General features: G+C 42.3%; 17 protein-coding genes and 1 tRNA gene. 7 read left to right on the top strand and 11 right to left on the bottom strand.

Going from position 1 to position 18,474, the window contains the following annotated elements; genetic code table 11:
• Positions 1-8 precede the first annotated feature (8 nt).
• Together G3T18_RS01890 and G3T18_RS01885 are read right to left on the bottom strand one after the other, a co-directional pair.
• On the bottom strand, positions 9-431 hold the full coding sequence (locus G3T18_RS01890; RefSeq protein WP_224408820.1) for a hypothetical protein: 423 nt from the start codon (positions 429-431) through the stop codon (positions 9-11).
• Positions 432-645: 214 nt separating this feature from the next.
• Positions 646-969 (bottom strand): hypothetical protein, encoded by a 324-nt coding sequence (locus tag G3T18_RS01885; RefSeq protein ID WP_224408819.1) that lies wholly within the window; start codon positions 967-969, stop codon positions 646-648.
• Positions 970-1,383: 414 nt separating this feature from the next.
• On the opposite strand from G3T18_RS01885, the gene hemC reads away from it, so the two are divergent.
• Positions 1,384-2,355 (top strand): hydroxymethylbilane synthase, encoded by a 972-nt coding sequence (hemC, locus tag G3T18_RS01880; RefSeq protein ID WP_224408818.1) that lies wholly within the window; start codon positions 1,384-1,386, stop codon positions 2,353-2,355.
• 137 nt (positions 2,356-2,492) lie between these two features.
• On the top strand, positions 2,493-3,905 hold the full coding sequence (gene glgA / locus G3T18_RS01875; protein ID WP_224408817.1) for a glycogen synthase GlgA: 1,413 nt from the start codon (positions 2,493-2,495) through the stop codon (positions 3,903-3,905).
• Positions 3,906-4,056: 151 nt separating this feature from the next.
• Here the strand turns inward: glgA and G3T18_RS01870 are convergent, their stop codons facing one another.
• The 3 genes from G3T18_RS01870 to G3T18_RS01860 all read right to left on the bottom strand — a co-directional run bounded on the left by G3T18_RS01870 (position 4,057) and on the right by G3T18_RS01860 (position 7,989).
• Positions 4,057-6,084 (bottom strand): heavy metal translocating P-type ATPase, encoded by a 2,028-nt coding sequence (locus G3T18_RS01870; protein WP_224408816.1) that lies wholly within the window; start codon positions 6,082-6,084, stop codon positions 4,057-4,059.
• Positions 6,085-6,133: 49 nt separating this feature from the next.
• The gene (locus tag G3T18_RS01865; protein ID WP_224408815.1) at positions 6,134-7,516 is read right to left on the bottom strand and encodes an MBL fold metallo-hydrolase; all 1,383 of its coding nucleotides are present in this window, start codon (positions 7,514-7,516) and stop codon (positions 6,134-6,136) included.
• Between the two features lie 146 nt (positions 7,517-7,662).
• Positions 7,663-7,989 (bottom strand): four-helix bundle copper-binding protein, encoded by a 327-nt coding sequence (locus G3T18_RS01860; protein ID WP_224408814.1) that lies wholly within the window; start codon positions 7,987-7,989, stop codon positions 7,663-7,665.
• A gap of 493 nt (positions 7,990-8,482) precedes the next feature.
• Here G3T18_RS01860 and G3T18_RS01855 point away from each other — a divergent pair, with 493 nt between their 5' ends.
• The 5 genes from G3T18_RS01855 (at position 8,483) to G3T18_RS01835 (ending at position 12,247) form a co-directional block, all read left to right on the top strand.
• Positions 8,483-10,270, top strand: coding sequence for a copper resistance system multicopper oxidase (locus tag G3T18_RS01855; RefSeq protein ID WP_224408813.1), 1,788 nt, complete (start codon positions 8,483-8,485; stop codon positions 10,268-10,270).
• The gene (locus G3T18_RS01850; protein ID WP_224408812.1) at positions 10,270-11,319 is read left to right on the top strand and encodes a copper resistance protein B; all 1,050 of its coding nucleotides are present in this window, start codon (positions 10,270-10,272) and stop codon (positions 11,317-11,319) included. The genes G3T18_RS01855 and G3T18_RS01850 overlap by 1 nt, the downstream gene beginning before the upstream one ends.
• A 102-nt stretch (positions 11,320-11,421) precedes the next feature.
• The gene (locus G3T18_RS01845; protein ID WP_224408811.1) at positions 11,422-11,598 is read left to right on the top strand and encodes a hypothetical protein; all 177 of its coding nucleotides are present in this window, start codon (positions 11,422-11,424) and stop codon (positions 11,596-11,598) included.
• A 13-nt stretch (positions 11,599-11,611) separates the two neighbouring features.
• Positions 11,612-11,950, top strand: coding sequence for a hypothetical protein (locus G3T18_RS01840; RefSeq protein ID WP_224408810.1), 339 nt, complete (start codon positions 11,612-11,614; stop codon positions 11,948-11,950).
• A 3-nt stretch (positions 11,951-11,953) separates the two neighbouring features.
• Entirely contained in the window at positions 11,954-12,247 is a 294-nt protein-coding gene (locus G3T18_RS01835) for a PepSY domain-containing protein (RefSeq protein ID WP_224408809.1), read from the top strand.
• A gap of 93 nt (positions 12,248-12,340) precedes the next feature.
• On the opposite strand, the gene G3T18_RS01830 is transcribed toward G3T18_RS01835, so the two are convergent.
• The 6 genes from G3T18_RS01830 to G3T18_RS01805 form a co-directional block, all read right to left on the bottom strand.
• On the bottom strand, positions 12,341-13,630 hold the full coding sequence (locus G3T18_RS01830; protein WP_224408808.1) for a homoserine dehydrogenase: 1,290 nt from the start codon (positions 13,628-13,630) through the stop codon (positions 12,341-12,343).
• 309 nt (positions 13,631-13,939) lie between these two features.
• Positions 13,940-14,470 (bottom strand): flagellar basal body L-ring protein FlgH, encoded by a 531-nt coding sequence (locus tag G3T18_RS01825; RefSeq protein ID WP_224408807.1) that lies wholly within the window; start codon positions 14,468-14,470, stop codon positions 13,940-13,942.
• A 104-nt stretch (positions 14,471-14,574) separates the two neighbouring features.
• Complete coding sequence (gene gltX, locus G3T18_RS01820) at positions 14,575-16,023, bottom strand: glutamate--tRNA ligase (protein ID WP_224408806.1); 1,449 nt, start codon at positions 16,021-16,023, stop codon at positions 14,575-14,577.
• Between the two features lie 99 nt (positions 16,024-16,122).
• Positions 16,123-16,196, bottom strand: a tRNA-Asp gene (locus G3T18_RS01815).
• Positions 16,197-16,388: 192 nt separating this feature from the next.
• The gene (locus tag G3T18_RS01810) at positions 16,389-16,616 is read right to left on the bottom strand and encodes a hypothetical protein (protein WP_224408805.1); all 228 of its coding nucleotides are present in this window, start codon (positions 16,614-16,616) and stop codon (positions 16,389-16,391) included.
• A 246-nt stretch (positions 16,617-16,862) separates the two neighbouring features.
• Positions 16,863-18,317 (bottom strand): TM0106 family RecB-like putative nuclease, encoded by a 1,455-nt coding sequence (locus G3T18_RS01805; RefSeq protein WP_224408804.1) that lies wholly within the window; start codon positions 18,315-18,317, stop codon positions 16,863-16,865.
• Between the last annotated feature and the right edge of the window lie 157 nt (positions 18,318-18,474).

Here is an 18,474-nt window from a genome sequence, read left to right as displayed (position 1 = left end):
CGCTTATTTTAGAAGGGATTAACCACCTCAACAATTACTTTGGAGTTTACCGTAGATAGTCTAGATCGAACCCGCAAATTAGTATCTTCGTTTAGTTCTATACCATAACTAGCTAATCTATCATTATCAAACCCGGTCGCATCAAACGACTCAGCTACCGCGAGAGAATCATTTAATCTATAACCGCAGTTGATATCTGTCCCAGTTTCGGAGTTAAAACATTGTAAATCAGTAAAAGGTTCCTCAGCGACGCTATCCACTGGAACTGTTGACTCTTGCAAACCCAGGGAATTATTATCTACTTCAGGTAGAGCGCTTGGTTCGGGATTAATCGGTGGATAAAAAACTTCTTCTGTTTGCGCGAGAACATTATTTGAGAATGTTGTAACTCCTACAAAACTAAAAAGCAATGCTAATAACGATTTACGCATAAATTTCCTCCTTAATAGCTAAAAATACGATGTAAAGTGCAAATAAAATTACTTTTACCAGCACATCTTGCTATTAATTGTGAGAAAATTAAGGCAAAAAATCGTCTATCGGTTTATACAAATCTTTGGTTAGAGATTTCCCTCACTTGAGTTAACTATTACATTTTTTTTCGCCAGGAAAAACGTCTGTCTCAGAGCGATTTTGTTAAAAAAGTTAAAATCGGTTGACAAACTCGACAATTCCCGGACTATCAACGTTAAGATCGTTACCTCTGACACGGACTTCTGCTTGCTCAGAAATTCTAATTTCTAAACCTGATAATCTGTTATCGTTATTTTCTGTAGAATTACTGGTTGGCGATCGCTCCTCAGACAGATTTGACTCTGATGGTGGAGTTTCTCTTACTCCTTCTTGATTTAAAACACTTGGATCGCTCGTAATTGGTGGATTGAAAATGCTTTCTTGAGCTACTGCACCCGCAGCCGTAACTGCAACTCCACCAAGGGCAAACATTAATCTTAAGATAGATTTAATCATATTCCGCTCCTTTATCTGCTTCAACTAATTTGAGCAACATTGAAACGCGTCATCGCTAGAAACGATCGGCAACACTACCGATTGCGATTAATTCATCTTTAAATTTTAGAACGATTTCTCTTCCTATATTCTATGTCAACAAAATTAATTTCAGATTAGGCAAAAATTTTCTTATTCTTAACAGTTTTTGTATACAAATTTACAGATGAAAAACCTTAAAAGTGGTAATGAGAGTTGAGGGATAAAAGTAGCGAGAACGATTTTGCTAGGGAAGGTAAGCAACTTGGCTCAGCCAAAGAAATGTTACTATATGTTACATTTAGGGGTTGTAACCAATCACAGCGAATCTGTTTGTCATCTAACGCGATAACCTAGATCGGGTGACTATAATTTTTTTTTTGACATAACTGCTATATGACCTCAACAGTTTCTCGTCCTCTACGAACAATTCGCATCGGTTCCCGAAAAAGTCAATTGGCGCTAGTACAAACTCACTGGGTACAAGAGCAACTACAAAAACATTTTCCCGATCGCCAGTTTGAAGTGGAAACAATGAGTACCCAAGGAGACAAAATTCTTGATGTCGCTTTGTCAAAGATCGGGGACAAGGGACTGTTTACCAAAGAATTAGAAGTAGGAATACTTAGCAAACAGGTAGATTTTGCGGTTCATTCGCTGAAAGACTTACCTACCAAACTACCAGAAGGATTAATCTTAGGTTGCGTTACCGAAAGAGTAGATCCAGCAGATGCGTTAGTAGTCCACGCAAAACATCAAGATAAACAACTAGATAGCTTACCTGAAGGAGCAGTAATTGGGACTTCCTCATTACGAAGGTTAGCACAACTGCGCCATCATTTCCCTCACTTAGAATTCAAAGACATTCGCGGTAACCTCAACACCAGATTAGCAAAATTAGACGCAGGCGAATACGATGCCCTAATTTTAGCCGTAGCCGGATTACAACGCTTAGGAATGGGCGATCGCATCCAACAAGTTATCCCTGGTGAAATCTCTCTTCACGCCGTCGGACAAGGCGCATTAGGGATAGAATGCCGAGAAGGAGACACAGAAATCTTAGAATTGCTCAAAGCGATCGAACATCCGCCGACAAAAGCTCGCGCTTTAGCAGAAAGATCTATGTTGCGGGAACTAGAAGGCGGTTGTCAAGTACCAATTGGTGTTAATACCAGCATTGACCACGAAGATAATCTAACTTTAGTCGGTATGGTTGCTAGTTTAGACGGTAAACGCTTAATCAAAGATACAGTAAGCGGCAAAAGCAGCAAAGCCGAACAACTAGGAGTAAAATTAGCCGAGAAACTGCGATCGCAGGGCGCGCAAAACATACTCGACGAGATTTTGGCAGAAATTGAACGAAGCTAATTTCCTTTCCTGGAAATATCTAGTAGGGTGCGTTACCGAACGCACCCTATTTTTAGAGAGACAATAGACAAGAAGACAACTATCGATAAACAATTAGCAAAGAACGACTAAAAATAGAAAATAGCTGATTAACCCAAATGAGAATTTTATTTGTTTCCGCAGAAGCAGCCCCCGTTGCCAAAGTAGGCGGAATGGGAGATGTGGTTGGTTCGTTACCGAAGATTTTACGCCAAATGGGGCATGATGTGCGGGTTTTTATGCCTTATTATGGCTTTTTGCCGGATAAGATGGATATTCCCAGCGATCCGGTTTGGAAAAGTAATGTCATGTTTCAGGATTTTTCCATCTGCAAATCAACCTTACCTGGAACCGACATTCCCGTATACTTATTTGCTCACTACTCTTTCTCACCTCGCCGCATTTATAGTGGAGAAGATGAAGATTGGCGCTTCACACTTTTTGCCAATGCTGCGGCTGAATTTGCTTGGAATTACTGGAAACCAAATATTATTCACTGTCATGACTGGCATACAGGCATGATTCCAGTTTGGATGAGTTCATCTTCAGACATCAGTACAGTTTTCACAATTCATAATCTAGCTTACCAAGGTCCCTGGCGTTGGCGTTTGGAACAAATGACTTGGTGTCCTTGGTATATGCAAGGTCATAATACAATGGCAGCAGCGATCCAATCTGCCGATCGCGTAACGACAGTTTCTCCTACCTATGCCGAACAAATCAAAACTGCTGCTTACGGTGAAACTCTCGAAGGTTTATTATCTTGGATGAGTGGTAAGCTATCAGGTATTCTCAACGGTATTGACACCGATAGTTATAATCCAGCTACCGATAAATATCTCGAAGAGAATTTCACGATCGATACTTTGGAAAAACGCCGCGCCAACAAAATTACTTTACAAGAAGAAGTAGGTTTAGAAGTTAATAGCGGTAGTTTTCTAATTGGGCTAGTATCGCGACTGGTAGAACAAAAAGGTATTGACTTAATTCTGCAAATCATGGAGCGATATTTATCATATACTGATTCGCAGTTTGTTCTCTTAGGAACTGGCGATCGCTACTACGAAACTCAATTGTGGCATCTGGCATCCCGTTTTCCGGGACGTATGGCAGTGCAACTGCTTTATAGTAATTCTCTCGCCCGTCGTATTTACGCAGGTTGCGATGCCTTTTTAATGCCTTCTCGCTTTGAACCTTGCGGAATTAGTCAATTAATTGCTATGCGCTATGGTTCCGTCCCTATTGTGCGACGTACTGGCGGTTTAGTCGATACCGTTTTTCACCACGATCCAGTAAAAGAAATTGGTACTGGTTATTGTTTCGATCGCTACGAACCACTCGACTTGTATACTTCAATGGTACGTGCTTCCGAAGCTTATCGTCACAAAGATACCTGGAAAAAAATCCAACAGCGAGGTATGAAAACCGACTATAGCTGGGAAAAATCTGCTATAGAATACGTCAAATTGTATAACAATCTTCTCGGTATTCCTGAAGATCGAATTGAGGTAAATCAAGAACAAGACTCATAATTTTGTTGTTCCTCAATAAATACAGCCCGCAGATGCGGGCTAAATTATTTTTAGCCAAACAAACAGATTAGGGCGATCGCCACAGACAAATACAGAAATTTTCTCATTGGCGATCGCCCTACTTTACTTAGCTTAATAATCTCTGATTTAATTAAGCCAATTTTGCCCTTCTTAAAAGCACAGCATTAATCGCCACAATCACAGTAGACAAACTCATCAGTAACGCCCCAATTGCTGGAGAAAGTAACAAGCCCCAACTATAAGCAACTCCCGCAGCTAGGGGAATAGCCAGAACATTATATCCCGTTGCCCAAAATAAGTTTTGAATCATTTTGCGATAAGTTTTCTTACCTAAATTCAGGGCTTTAACCGCATCGAGGGGATCGTCTTCAATGAGAACTAAATCCGCCGATTCAATAGCGACATTTGTTCCTGCACCGATTGCGATTCCCATATTCGCTTCAAGTAAAGCTGCTGCATCGTTAATTCCATCTCCAACAAAAGCAGTTGCCCCTTCTTTTTTAAGTTTTTTGAGAATATTGACCTTATCTTCGGGGAGAACTCGTGCATAATAGCGTTCGATACCTAAATCTTGAGCGACAGTGCGGGCGACAGCTTCTGCATCTCCGGTAATCATAATCGGTTCTATGTCTAATTCTTTGAGACGATCGATAGTTTGTCTGGCGCGTTCTCGAACTCGATCTGCCAAAGAAATCACCGCAACTGCACTAGTCCGATTCATTAAAACCACCGCACTTTCCCCACGTTCATCCGCAACCGCTAATCCATCTTTTACCGATGAAGTAACAGTGAGATTTTGTTCTTGAACCCACTCTGGGCGACCAATACGATAAATTTGACCGTTGACTTTCCCCCCAACTCCGCGTCCGGTAACAGTTTCAAAGTCTGCCATTGAGGGAATTTGGAGATTGCGCTTGTGAGCTTCAGTGGCGATCGCTTTAGCCAGGGGATGTTCGGAGGAGGTTTCGAGGGCTGCGGCAATGGCGAGGGCTTCCATTTCTTCTAAGCCTTCGCTATAAATCCGTTGGACTCCAAATTTACCTTCTGTGAGAGTTCCCGTCTTATCAAATGCCATAGTTTTAATATTTCTCGCCCGTTCTACGGCTTCGCGGTTACGGATAAGAATGCCGTTTTTTGCAGCTAAAGCGGTGGCGCTGACAATCACCAGGGGAATTGCTAATCCTAAAGCATGAGGACAGGTAATCACTAAGACAGTAACTGTACGATTAATGGCAAAAAGTAAGTCTTCAAAGACTAACCAGACAACAAAGGTTAACGTTCCCACTGCGATCGCGACGAGAGTTAACCAAAAGGCGATCCTGTCTGCTAACACCTGATAACCACTACGAGATTTTTGCGCTTCTTCGACTAAACGTTTCATCTGGCTAATGGTTGTGGCTTCTCCCACGCGGGTGACTTCCACTTTAATCGCCCCTTCCCCATTTACTGAACCTGCAACTACTTCATCTCCCTTTTGCTTTTCAACCGGACGAGACTCTCCGGTCAAAAATGACTCATTGACAGCCGTATTTCCCTCAACAATCTCCCCATCATTAGAAATTTGTTCTCCGGGACGAATCAGAATCAAATCCCCTCGGACAATTTCTTTCACTGAGACGTCTTCTATTTGTCCTTCTGGGTTTCTGTCGCGATAGCGGTGGGCTTGGTGGGGAACAAGTTTTGTCAACTCTTCCAACGCCCGACTCGCTGTTTCTACAGACCGCATTTCGATCCAATGACCCAGTAACATTACATCAATCAGGGTCGCCAGTTCCCAATAAAAGGGTATTCCTGCCAAGCCGAAAGAAACTGCTAGGCTGTAGACAAACGCTACAGTAATTGCCAGGGCAATCAGCGTCATCATACCAATTTTGCCCTGAAACTCATGCCAAGCTCCTTTAAGGAACACCCAGCCACCGTAGAAGAAAACAACGATCGCTAGTATCGGGTTCACCCACTCCCACCCTGGAAACAAGAGGGCGGTGTAGCCAAACCACTTTTGCATTTGTTCGGAGTAGTAGAGAATGGGGAGAGTCAAAACTAGACAGACAAAGAAACGTCGTTTAAACATCTCTGGGTCATGTCCAGCGTGTTTACCATGTCCGCCAGCGCGGTGCGCCCCGGGTTCGTTGTGATGGTGGGAGTGAGATTGTGCCATTTTTCTTCAATGGTTATTGGTTGTATCAAGTTTGGCTGATTAATTTCGGTTATTGTTCAACCGGAAGACCTGCTGTTTTCCACGCACTCCAAGAACCAGGAATATTAATGACATTTTCAAAGCCATTTTTTTCTAGGAGACTGGCAGCAATAGAGGCGCGATAACCACTTCCGCAATAGGTGGCAATAGCTTGAGTTTTATCTAACTTCTCGAAATTTTCTTCAAGATGAGGAACATAGATATGTTTGGCGCCTGGAATGCGACCTTTTGCATATTCGCTGTCACTACGCACATCCAGGACAGTTACTTGCTCGAGATGTTCGTTTAACTCATGCACTGACCATTCCCCTAGATGTTGTAAGGGTAAACCTGCTTTCGACCAACTACTCATTCCGTTGCGAAGATAACCGAATAAGTTGTCGTAGCCAATGCGATATAAGTAGTCGGTGACGAGGGTAACGTCATGGGTATCTTCGGTGACGAGGAGTAGTTTTTTGTCTGCGTCGATTATCCAACCAATCCAGTTGGTAAAGGATGAACCAAAACCAATGTTGATCGCGCCGGGTATGTGTCCCCCTCCGAAGGCTAACATGGAGCGTGTATCGATAACTAAGGTATTTTCATCTTCCATTGCAGCTTGAAAATCAGCAGGGGAAAGGGGTTGGAGAGTGGGAACACAGCCTGTTACTTTTGCACCTTGAGCATTAACTTTTTTCAGGCGGAAATAGTATCTTGGGGCTTCGGGCAGATCTCCGAGAATCCAATCGATGAATTCCGCTTCGCTACGTTTTTGAAAGGCATCACTAAAGATACGTTCATTACCAATGGTACTTTGAGCGCGATCGCCGATGGATTTTCCACAGGCTGAACCCGCACCATGACAAGGATAGACTTCGACGCGATCGCCGAGTGGCACTAAAACGTCAAACAAAGAATGATACAGTTTACTAGCGAGTTCTTTTTCTGTCCCTGTCCCACTAAGATCTGGTCGTCCTACATCCAGGTTAAATAACGTATCTCCAGTAAAAATACCGAAGGGTTGCTCTCCTTGTTGAGCATCAAAAACTTGTAGGGTAATATGTTCTGGGGTATGTCCAGGAGTATGTAAAACTTGGAGTTTCACTTTCCCCAATTCGATCTCATCTCCTTGGGTTAGTTGTTGTAACTCAAACTGATAATCTAAACTTTTTCCACCACAGATTTTTGCACCAATACGGGCTTGCAGTTCATGGGAACCAGAAACAAAATCAGCATGAATATGGGTTTCAATAATGTGAGTAATCCTGACTCCCGCAACCCGCGCCTTTTCGAGATAAATATCCACATCGCGACGGGGATCGATAATCGCAGCTACCCCCGCACTATCGTCTCCCACTAGATAGGAGAGTTGGGCTAACCCTTCTGTCTTGATTTGTTCAAATACTAGTCCCATGATTAATTATTTTCCTTACTGACAGTTCAAATTAAGCTCTAGATCCAGAGTTTATCTGTTTGCATTTCCCGATAACTCACTCACAAGTTGACCGAGAACAAATTAGGATCAACTTAGACCAAACTTACGCGAACTCTGAAGTTCACTTAGCGAGCAACACTCACTACTTTTTGGTACTCTTCTACCGCTTGACGACAAGCCTTCGCACAAGATTGACAGTGTTCGTTATCGCTGTGGCTTTCGCATTCTGTGGCACAAGCTTCACAAAGATCGATACAAGCCTTGACTACATTAGGAATAAAACGGGAACCTCGACTCATAAATCCCGCGATCGTCCAACACATATCGGCACAATCACGACATAACCTAACACACTCTGGCATACTCCCTAAACAGGTATCTGCACAGTGTTCGCATTCATAAGCACAATGAATCGCAGCATCAATACTAGTTTGATACTCTTGATGTGGCATAAATTTTCTCCTTCGTTAAATAACTCTAATTTATTTAGAGATTTCCACCTCCAAAGATTAACTTTTAGCTGGGATTGACTCCTTCTCTCGCAGGTAGGATCTATCAAAAGATAGAATTTTATTCTTAAGAGTGACCCTAATTTCATCCCGATTTCATTTTCATCAAATAAGAGCAAAAAACTTGGCAAAATCTGCCTTTATTTCCTCTTATCGCTATTATGAACTTTCTGCTTAATTTGGTCTGGGAAGTTCAGCTAGCGCTATTTTTCGCTCTTCTTTCTCAGTAAGACTAATTTTTACTTATTAGTGAGAAACTGCAACTAAATCGTTACAAACTAAAATTACTAACTGATAAAAATTGCTTATTTCATTTTGATTTCATAATCATATAGCACAATAAATAAAAGCACATTTAGCCTAAATCGGGAGAAGCAATTTTTCCTGGAGTTGCTTTCAACCTAGGCTTTCAACTGCTAGTTGTTTATCACTTGATATGAGCCATTCACCCAAAATCTTCACCCGACGAAATTTTTTTCGTTTTACCACCGGATTTGGCATTGCCATAGGATTAGAACAATTACTTCCTGTGTCTGCCCAACAACTTTCTGGGATCGAGCAATCTACGAATGCACCTGCCTATCCAAATGCGATCGATCTTACTATTCAAGAAACCTCCGTTACGATTGGAGGAAAAAACACCAAAGCCTTAACCATTAATAACTCTCTTCCAGGACAACTTATTCGCTTACGGGAAGGACAAACTGCCAAAATTAGGGTCACGAACAAACTTAAAGAAGATACTTCTATTCACTGGCATGGCATTATTTTACCAGCAAACATGGATGGTGTCCCTGGTCTGAGCTTTGCAGGGATTAAACCCGGAGAAACCTTCAGCTACGAGTTCTCCGTCGCCCAAAATGGGACATATTGGTATCATAGCCATAGTGGATTACAAGAACAACGCGGTCACTATGGTGCGATTATTATCGATCCCATCGAACCCGAACCTTTCCAGTATGACCAAGACTATGTAGTATTGCTCTCCGATTGGACATTTGAAGACCCTCATAATATTTTGTCTAATCTCAAAAAAATGAGTACCTACTACAACTACCAAAGACGTACCATTGGTACTTTCTTTGAAGATTTGCCTTGGCGGCAGATGCGAATGGACCCTACAGATATTGCTGATGTAACTGGTGCAACTTATACTTACTTGATGAACGGTTTAGCCCCAGACTCCAACTGGACAGCAGTATTTAAACCAGGAGAAAAGGTACGCCTGCGATTTATCAACGCTTCAGCAATGACGTTCTTCGATGTTCGTATTCCTGGCTTAAAAATGACTCTTGTACAAGCAGATGGTCAGAATGTGCAGCCTGTAACTGTTGACGAGTTTCGTATTGGGACAGCAGAAACCTATGATGCGATCGTCGAACCTCAAGACGCACAAGCATACACCATTTTTGCAGAAACGATGGATCGCAGTGGCTATGCTCGCGGAACTTTAGCAACTCGTCAAGGTTTGAGTGCAGCTATTCCCGAACAAAGGGAACGTCCTCTAAGGACAATGGCAGATATGGGGATGAGCCACGAGATGCGGCAGATGAATGGTACTCCGATGAACCACGAGATGCCGCAGATCAATGGTACTCCGATGAATCACGAAATGCCGCAGATCAATGGTACTCCGATGAACCACGAGATGCCGCAGATGAACCATAGTACCTTAAATACATCTTGGCAACCTCATGGTCATGACGATCGTGGTAGAGGGAATGCAGGAGTGCCAATGATGGTGAAAAATCGTCTTAATGAACCTGGTATTGGTTTAGAAAATACAGGTACTCGTGTCTTAGCTTATACAGACCTTCGCAGTCTTACCCCAGGTTATGACCAAAGACAACCCGAACGAGAATTAGAGCTACATCTTACCGGAAATATGGAACGATATATGTGGTCATTTAATGGGAAGAAGTATTCAGAAGAAAAAGAACTTACTTTCTATAACGGCGAACGACTGCGTTTAACCTTTGTCAACGACACCATGATGGAACACCCCATTCACTTACATGGAATGTGGATGGAGCTTGATAACGGTGCAGGAGAATATAAGCCTCGTAAACATACTGTAATCGTCAAACCTGCTGAAAAAATGTCAGTAGAAGTTAATGTCGATGCACCTGGTAAATGGGCATTTCATTGTCATTTGCTCTATCACATGAAAGTTGGAATGTTCCGTACTGTGGCTGTGGTTGACCGTCTAAGGGAGGTAAGCTAGTGAAGCAACGACAGATAAAGTTTTGCTTTAGTCTGATGGGGCATTTGGTTTTAGGGAGTTTTTTGGGTTATCCTCTTCAAGCTCAAGAATTACCATTAGAAACAATTTTCTTAACAGATGTGTTTAGTAGTACGACAGAAGAAAAGATAACTATCTCCGAAAATACTGAGATAGAAATAACTAATTCAGAGCTAACAGAATTAGCCCCTAACTCTGAACTCACAGATCTTTTTTTGGGAGCAGATATCGCTAAGGAGTCTTCACAAATTACAAATTCTGTTAAACCCGTTGCTTTAGGGCAGACAGGGGGGTTGTCTACCTCTTCCGAACAAGAGACTCAAACCTTGTCCCAGTCTACAGAGCCAATTCCAGATTCGATACTTGATTGGAATGAACCGATAGAAGACGAGCAAATTTTTTGGCTGATTCTGGTGGATAAATTGGAATATCGCGCGAATGATGGACAGGATACATTTAATTGGGAGGCGATTAGTTGGGTTGGTGGAGATTATCAGAGAATTTGGATAAAAACGGAAGGAGAAGTTGGTTTAGAGGATGGAGACGGGGAAGCAGAGATTCAACTCCTCTATGGTCAGCTAATCAGCCCTTTCTTTGATTTGCAAGTGGGGGTGCGTTACGACCAACTATACGGCGAGGATACTAGAGGGCGAGCTTTTGGGGTAATTGGTTTGCAAGGACTCCTTCCCTATTTATTTGAGGTGGATGCTTCTTTGTTCGTGAGTCAAGCAGGAGATATATCTGCAAGATTTTCAGCCGAGCAACAGTTACTTGTTTCTCAACGTTTGTTTTTGGAGCCAAGTTTGGAAACTAATCTCGCAATTCAAGAGGTAGAGGAGTTTGGAGTTGGTTCAGGAATTAACGATCTTGAGTTGAGTTTGCGTTTACGCTATGAGTTTAATCGTCGCTTTGCTCCCTATGTTGGAGTGAGTTGGACGCGCCTTTTTGGGGAGACGGCGGATTTTGCCTCCGAAGAAGGGGAAAGTGTGGATGATTTTGCTGTCTTTGGAGGTGTAAGGCTACTGTTTTAAAAGAAATTTTTCTGTTTCACTTTGTTTGCATTTTGTTTGTGTATTCTCAAAGTTATCTTCTCTGGAGGAGTGTTTATGTAGATAAAATTTAGTTTAGGCAATGTGGTTTTAGCGATCGCTGCTCTATTGAGTTTAGCAGGATCGATCGCTCAACCTGTTTTGGCTCAATCTGAGTCTAATCAAGTTGATGACCTCCGTATGGAATCCTACAACAATTGTGAAGAGCGGGGAACTCATGAAGATGAACTACATCAACCTCCTCGTCCAAATTTGAGTTGAATATTGTGAGATTATGAAATTACTGGAAAGACAAACTTTGACTTTAAACTTTGTCAGTCTCTTCTTACTTTTGTTATTGAATATTAGTCCTTCCTTTGCTCATAATGGAGAGCGTCATACTTTGCCGGAATCTAGCTCTGAATCTACTTCTCCATCAAGGACGATCGATGATGAAGATTCGGAAGTTATGAACCATGATGAATCTGCTGCTGAGATGGGGGAAATGAAGTCAAAGGAGATAAGCGAAGTTATTGTTTCTCAAAACCAAAGTTTTATACCTTCTGGATTGGGAGAGTTAATTCTGTTTTTAATCGTGATGACTCCCATTGGCTTGTTTTGGAGTAGAAGATAAGTTGTGTCTAGTTCGCTCAAACGCTATGTCCGCCAACTGCATCGTAATCTTGCCCCGATTATGCTATTGCCTTTGTTGTTAAGTTTGACCACAGGAGTGCTTTTTCAATTGGCTGTAATAGCAGGGAAGGAATCTGATTTTATTTGGTTGTTAGCTTTACATCGAGGTAATTTTGGTTCTATTAATCTTGAAAATGTTTATACATTTTTGAATGCTTTAGGTCTATTATTTTTGATTGTGACTGGTATTATTATGTGGTGGCAAACAACACGAAGACGGCGAAATAATTCTGTTTAAATTTGAGAGAGCGATCGCTGGTTTTTTTGAGTTAATTTTAAGTGAAAAAACGGTTTCGAGCGAGGCTTTTATTTTCGCAAAAGGTCGCGATATTTAAAGCACTCGAAGAATACTAGGAATGTCGGCGATCGCGTCTTGACTGCCAATCTCTTTTAATGCAGCCCGAACTTTTCCTTCGAGGACATCGTGCGTAACTACGACTACTTCGGCACAATTGTTTTTAAAGCCGATTTGGACTACTGATTCTAAACTAACATCATGTTTGCCAAAGCCGGTTCCTAGTTGACCAATAACTCCAGGACTATCTTGACAAATAAAACGACAGTAAAATCTGGTAACTAATTCTGCAATTGGTGCTACCGTGCAATAGTCTTGGTGAGAGCAACTGTAAAGAGGATGAATTTGCCCATTGTTACCGCTATTTTTAAGGATACCAACTAGGTTTAAAATATCAGAAACAACTGCACTTGCTGTTGCGCCTTTTCCTGCACCGGGACCGAAAAACATTACTTGTCCAAGGGGTTCGCCTTCAATAAAAATGGCGTTATTAACTCCATTAATACTCGCGAGAGGATGAGTTTTCGGAACCAGGGTAGGATGAACTCTTACTTGTAAATTATTGCTTTGGTGACGTTCGGCGATCGCTAATAATTTAATGACAAAGCCTAAGTTTTCTGCGTAAGCGATATCGGCAGCGCTAACTTGACGAATACCTTCACAGTTAACCTCTGATAATTTTATCCGTCCGCCAAAGGCTAAAGATGCCAAAATTGCAATTTTATCCGCAGCATCTAATCCATCAACATCGGCGGTAGGATCGGCTTCAGCGTAACCTAATTCTTGGGCTTCGGCGAGGACATCGGCAAAATCTACCCCTTCTGCACTCATCCGAGTCAAAATGTAGTTAGTGGTACCGTTAACAATACCGATAACGCTATGAATGCGGTTGACACCTAAAGATTGTTTTAAAGGCTGAATAACTGGGATACCACCAGCGACGGATGCTTCTAGCAAGACGTATACTCCTGCTTGATTAGCCGCAGTGTAAATTTCGTCTCCGTAACGAGAAATTACCGCTTTATTGGCTGTAACGATGTGCTTACCTCGATTAATAGCTTTCAGGATAAGCGATCGCGCTGGTTCTAAGCCACCAATTAATTCCACAATAATGTCGATTTCTGGGTCAGTGACTATACTTTCGAGGTCGCTAGTCATTAACCCTGGTGACAATTTTACGTCTCTCGGTTTATCTGGCGATCGCACTCCCACTTTCGCGATTTCGATTTCTGTTAGTAACGGGTGACGACCAGCCGGAGTTAACAAAATCTCTGCTGTTCCCGTTCCTACTGTTCCTAATCCCAGCAATCCAATCTTAAATCCCACAGTTATGTTATCTTCTGTCTTCGGTGTATCCTCACTTTATCAAAAATCGCGATCGCTAGTGCAGTTATCAGTTATCAGTGAACAGTTATCAGTGAACAGTTATCAGTGAACAGTTATCAGTGAACAGTTATCAGTGAGCAGGGACCAGTTATTAGTTTATCCTCCTTGTCTCCCAATCCCTAATCCCCAATCACCAATCCCCAATCCCCAGTCCCCAATCACCCTTGTCTCCCAATCCCTAATCCCCAATCCCCAATCCCCAATCCCCAGTCCCCAATCACCAATCACCAATCACCAATCCCCAGCCCCTTACTGAATCTGGGTAATTCGCATTACATAGTCGTGAAAAGCATTTTTCTGGTAGGAACCGACCCAAATTTGGTATGCTCCTTGTTGCCATTGACCAGCGATCGCGGGATTCTTGTTATTATTTGAACCGTCGTCGTTACACCAAATTCCCCCTGGTCCTTTGACGACGAGCGTTGTATCTTGAGAGCTTCGGACTTCGACTTTGAGAAATTTAAAAAAGGAAGTTAGGGTAAGAACGTGATCTGGTTGGCGATCGATATATCCCACGCAAGCACCTGTTGGGGATTCTGCTGTGCCAACGATACTACGGGCAGTTACGTCTCCGCCACTTACACCCCGAATTTCTAAAGGATCGGGAGTGAATGTAGGAGCGATCGTCGGATTCTCGAAAATGGGTGGCGATTGTGCTAGTTGGGCTGAAGCTGAAGATACAGCTAACAGCGAACCGATTGTAGCGAGTATCGCGCTCTGGGAGAGCCATTTCCAAGCTGGAAATGGTTTTCTCCCTGGGTTTAGTAATTTGTTGTCCATTCGTACTGTTAGGAATAACCAGTGTTAGGAATGTTAGCTGTTTTTACTGTTCCTGTGACCCTGTTACTCTGGAAAATGTTCCGTTTGTGCCGAATATTAAGCATTTATGAGATTAAAGTCAATGCTTGGCGCAAGCGGATTCGATCTAATCCTTTTTTATTCAGCAACAACCAAGACTGCATTAAATCTGGTCCTTGCATTTCTCCCATTAATCCAGCGCGGAGACTACGCATTACTAAACCTTTTTTGACTTTGTGGGTTTTGGTTACGTCTTTGATAAGCTGTTGAGCGTCTGCTTGAGTTAATTCCTCGGCTTTTTCCACTGCTTCGACAACGGTTTCTAAGACTTCAGCGACTTGTTCGTTTTTCAGTTGGGATCTCGCGTCTTCGCTATATTCTACGGTTTCGCCGAATAATAAGCGGCTTTCGGTAATTGCGTCGGCAAGGCGAGTTAAACTGGGGGCAATTAACCTAGTTAGTTCTTCTAACCAAGGGCGATCGCTGGCTAAATCAACTTTATACCCTGTTTGTTCCCAGTAGGGAATTAACATTTCGACTAATACCTCGATTGGTAGTTGATGGATATATTGCGAGTTAATCCAATCAAGTTTCGCCCAGTCAAATTTTGCCCCGGCTTTATTTACCCTCTCTAAGCTAAATTCTTTGGCGGCTTCGCTGAGGCTAAATATTTCCTTGGTAGAATCTGGTGGAGTCCAACCGAGCAAAGTCATGTAGTTTGCCATTGCGGGGGCGACAAAGCCCAGGTTTTGGAAGTCGCCAATACTTGTTACTCCATCTCGCTTGGACAGTTTGCGCCCTTCTTGATTCAAAATTAAAGGGGTATGAGCAAATTCGGGTATGTTTGCTGCTAAGGCTTCGTAAAGTAAAATTTGTTTGGCAGTGTTGGCGATATGATCTTCACCACGGATAACGTGGCTGATTTGCATATCGATGTCATCCACGACTACTGCCAGATTATATAAAGGTTGACCGAAAGCTTCTGTTTGTGAGGCGCGGGCGATGACCATATCGCCGCCGAGATCTCTACCTTTCCAGGTTACTTGACCTCGGACTAAATCGTTCCAAACAATTTCTCGGTTGTCGTCAATTTTAAAGCGGATTACGGGTTTTCGTCCTTCGGCTTCAAAGGCGGCTTTTTCTTCTGCTGTTAAGTTACGGTGGCGGTTATCGTAGCGAGGGGCTTGTTTTTTCGCTTTTTGCGCGGACCGCATTTCTTCTAATTCTGCTTCGCTAGCGTAGCAGGGATAAGCTAAACCTTTGTCTAGTAAGGTTTGGATGGCTTGACGATACAGTTCTAAACGCTGAGTTTGAAAGATTGGTCCTTCATCCCAGTTTAGTCCGAGCCATTGCAATCCTTGGAGAATGTTTTCGGTGTATTCTGGACGCGATCGCTCATTGTCGGTATCTTCGATTCGTAGGATAAATTTCCCGCCGTGGTGACGGGCGAATAGCCAGTTAAATACTGCGGTTCTGGCTGTTCCGATGTGTAAGTTTCCTGTCGGTGAAGGCGCAATACGAACTCTAACTGTCACAAATTACCTCTCAACAAAACCAATGAAATATAGCGGCTTGCTGATTTATTTTATAGCCAACTAGCCGCTTGCTTCTTCTCTTCTTTTTCGTCTTTTCTACGGGACTGACGGGGCTCGAACCCGCAACTTCCGCCGTGACAGGGCGGTGCTCTAACCAATTGAACTACAGTCCCTTGTTTTTTCAGCGATTTCTATCTTAGCAACTACTGAATGATTTTGTCAAGGGTTTTTCTGAAAAATCTCAAAAACCTTTTTGGGTAGTGCTTTGAGTGCAGCTTTGATTGTAACACAAATCCTGAAGCTAGCTTTAGTTTACTTTAGTTTAGCTGGGTTCGATCTCGGCTTTTCCAGCCCTGAACCTACTTTTATTGACTCGATTCTACGCCGAGAGTTGCCAAGAGCCAATCTAATTTAAATAAGAAAACTAAACTTAGTAAGTGAAAAGACCAATGAGCTACTGCAAAGCCCCAAATCAAGCAGACTATAGCTGCACCTGCCGCTAACACGCGAGACAGTTCGTGACTTGACTTTTGATACCAAATAATGCTTGTAACAACGATTGTTAGTAGTAGCGGAAACATGGGAAGTATCATCAGCAATCACCTTCTCGTAGTTGGCGCTGGGGGGGAACAAAAGCAATTATCTTTATTTAAAGCAATTCTCTTTATTAAATTTTCCAGCTTTTGTATTTTTACTTTAACACTAACTTCGTAAATTAATTGGTAAATTAGTTAACATTTTTGGGAAATTAAGATTTCTTTGCAGAAGTTTATATTTATCTTCATTTTTCGGAGACAACAATCAAATTATTGTTAACAATTGTTTGGGAGATTACCAAATCACTTGACTTTCATCTCTAACAAGAACTCAACCAACCAATTTTTGAGGAGATAGGTAGCGCGACAATCATCCTCGTTGTAGCGTAAAATTGCTTCTAAGAGAGAGCGATCGCCACTTTTTAACCAGCGATCGTACCAGCAAACAGTTTGATCGCCTCTCACGCCGCGATCGCGCCACTGAAAGCCCAACCATTGAGCAAGAGATTTCAGCGAATAACTTCGTACAGGTAGGGTTACAGTCTCGATTGTCATTTCGTGCAAATCGACAAAACGAGACAGTAACGGTTGTATTTTTTTAGGTGATGTACGATACAGTTTAGCCAGTCGTTGCACGGCATCTACTTCATATTCAGAATAATGAAAAATTGGTGCATCAGGATAAAGGGAAACGAAGTGCAAAAACTGCTCCCAAATTAATCCTTCTTCTTCCGGTTTTTCTGCCAAAAATGGATAAAATTCCTCAGTTTTGGTTTCCTTGTTAACTAATAAAATGCCCAGTAAGTAATCTAAATTGCGATTAGGTTCTGCTTCAATATCAAAATATATCTCTAAAGAGGTAGTAGGGATATTTATGTTTCTGCTATCTCCCTTAAGAAAAGCACGATTTTCTAATAAAGATCGGGCTTGCAATTTTAACTTAGAAGCAACCTCAATCCCGAAAACTTCAGCAACAGTTTCCGGAGAAACAGTAGCCAGAGATTCCACCGAATCAACACCAATAGTTTGTAAATATTCGTAGCGACTGGGAGTAACTCCCGGAATCAAAGAAAGATGTTCTGTAGATTCGGCTAGTGCATAACAATGAGAATGCCAGTGACAAAGACTGCATCGTTGACGAGAAATAAATACTTCTGGTTCATTTTCTTGCTGGAGGATAGCGATACATTCTGTCAAAACCTCTTGCATTCGAGACAGCCAAATCTCTAAATTCACCTGGTAAGTATTGCGGCGGCGTAAAATCAACTTAGCCGTAGGTGGCAAAACTCCTTGGATAGCTGCCAGAATTTGTGCCTGAAAAGCAGCAACAATTTGATATTCTGGCTTCGGGCGCGTTCCTAGTTTAATGTTAATCGGAACGTAGAGCCAATCACCAAACTGAGATTTTCCTGGTTGTTTAATCAACAAATCGGGACTGCCGATACAGGTAATACCCAATCCAGAAATTTCTGGCTGTAACAGCAAACCGTGATAAATGCGTTCTACTCCTAGCTGCATAAATAACTTAGTTTGATTTGCTCTAGCTTGCCAATCCTTGTCAAGGGCATTTGGTTGCTGATAATCAAACTCAGCGAGAACAGCTTCCTGAAGTAGTCGGTGTTCTTGCCGCAATTTTAGCAAAAAATCTTTTTCGCGATCGGCTTGGGATCGATCGCTATAAACATCTAAAAAAGCGCGTCTGCGGCAGCGTTTGAAGTTCAGCAGTAAGTCATCAGTTATTAACAGCGATTGGCTCAAATGAAGATTCTCGCTGGGAAAAGAGGATACTAAGGGAGAAGATAAATGCAGAGACAAAGCAAAAATAATAAATTTACGTCATAACCACATTCTTACTTAAGTGTGTTAATTTTAGCGATCGCTACACCAACCTGGTGAGACATAGTTCTATGCCAAA

Origin of the sequence: Oscillatoria salina IIICB1, assembly GCF_020144665.1 — a bacterium.
In the GTDB taxonomy this organism is placed as follows: Bacteria; Cyanobacteriota; Cyanobacteriia; order Cyanobacteriales; family SIO1D9; genus IIICB1.
The sequence above is the reverse complement of the archived record's forward strand: the minus strand, read 5'-3'. Positions and strand labels throughout refer to the sequence as shown.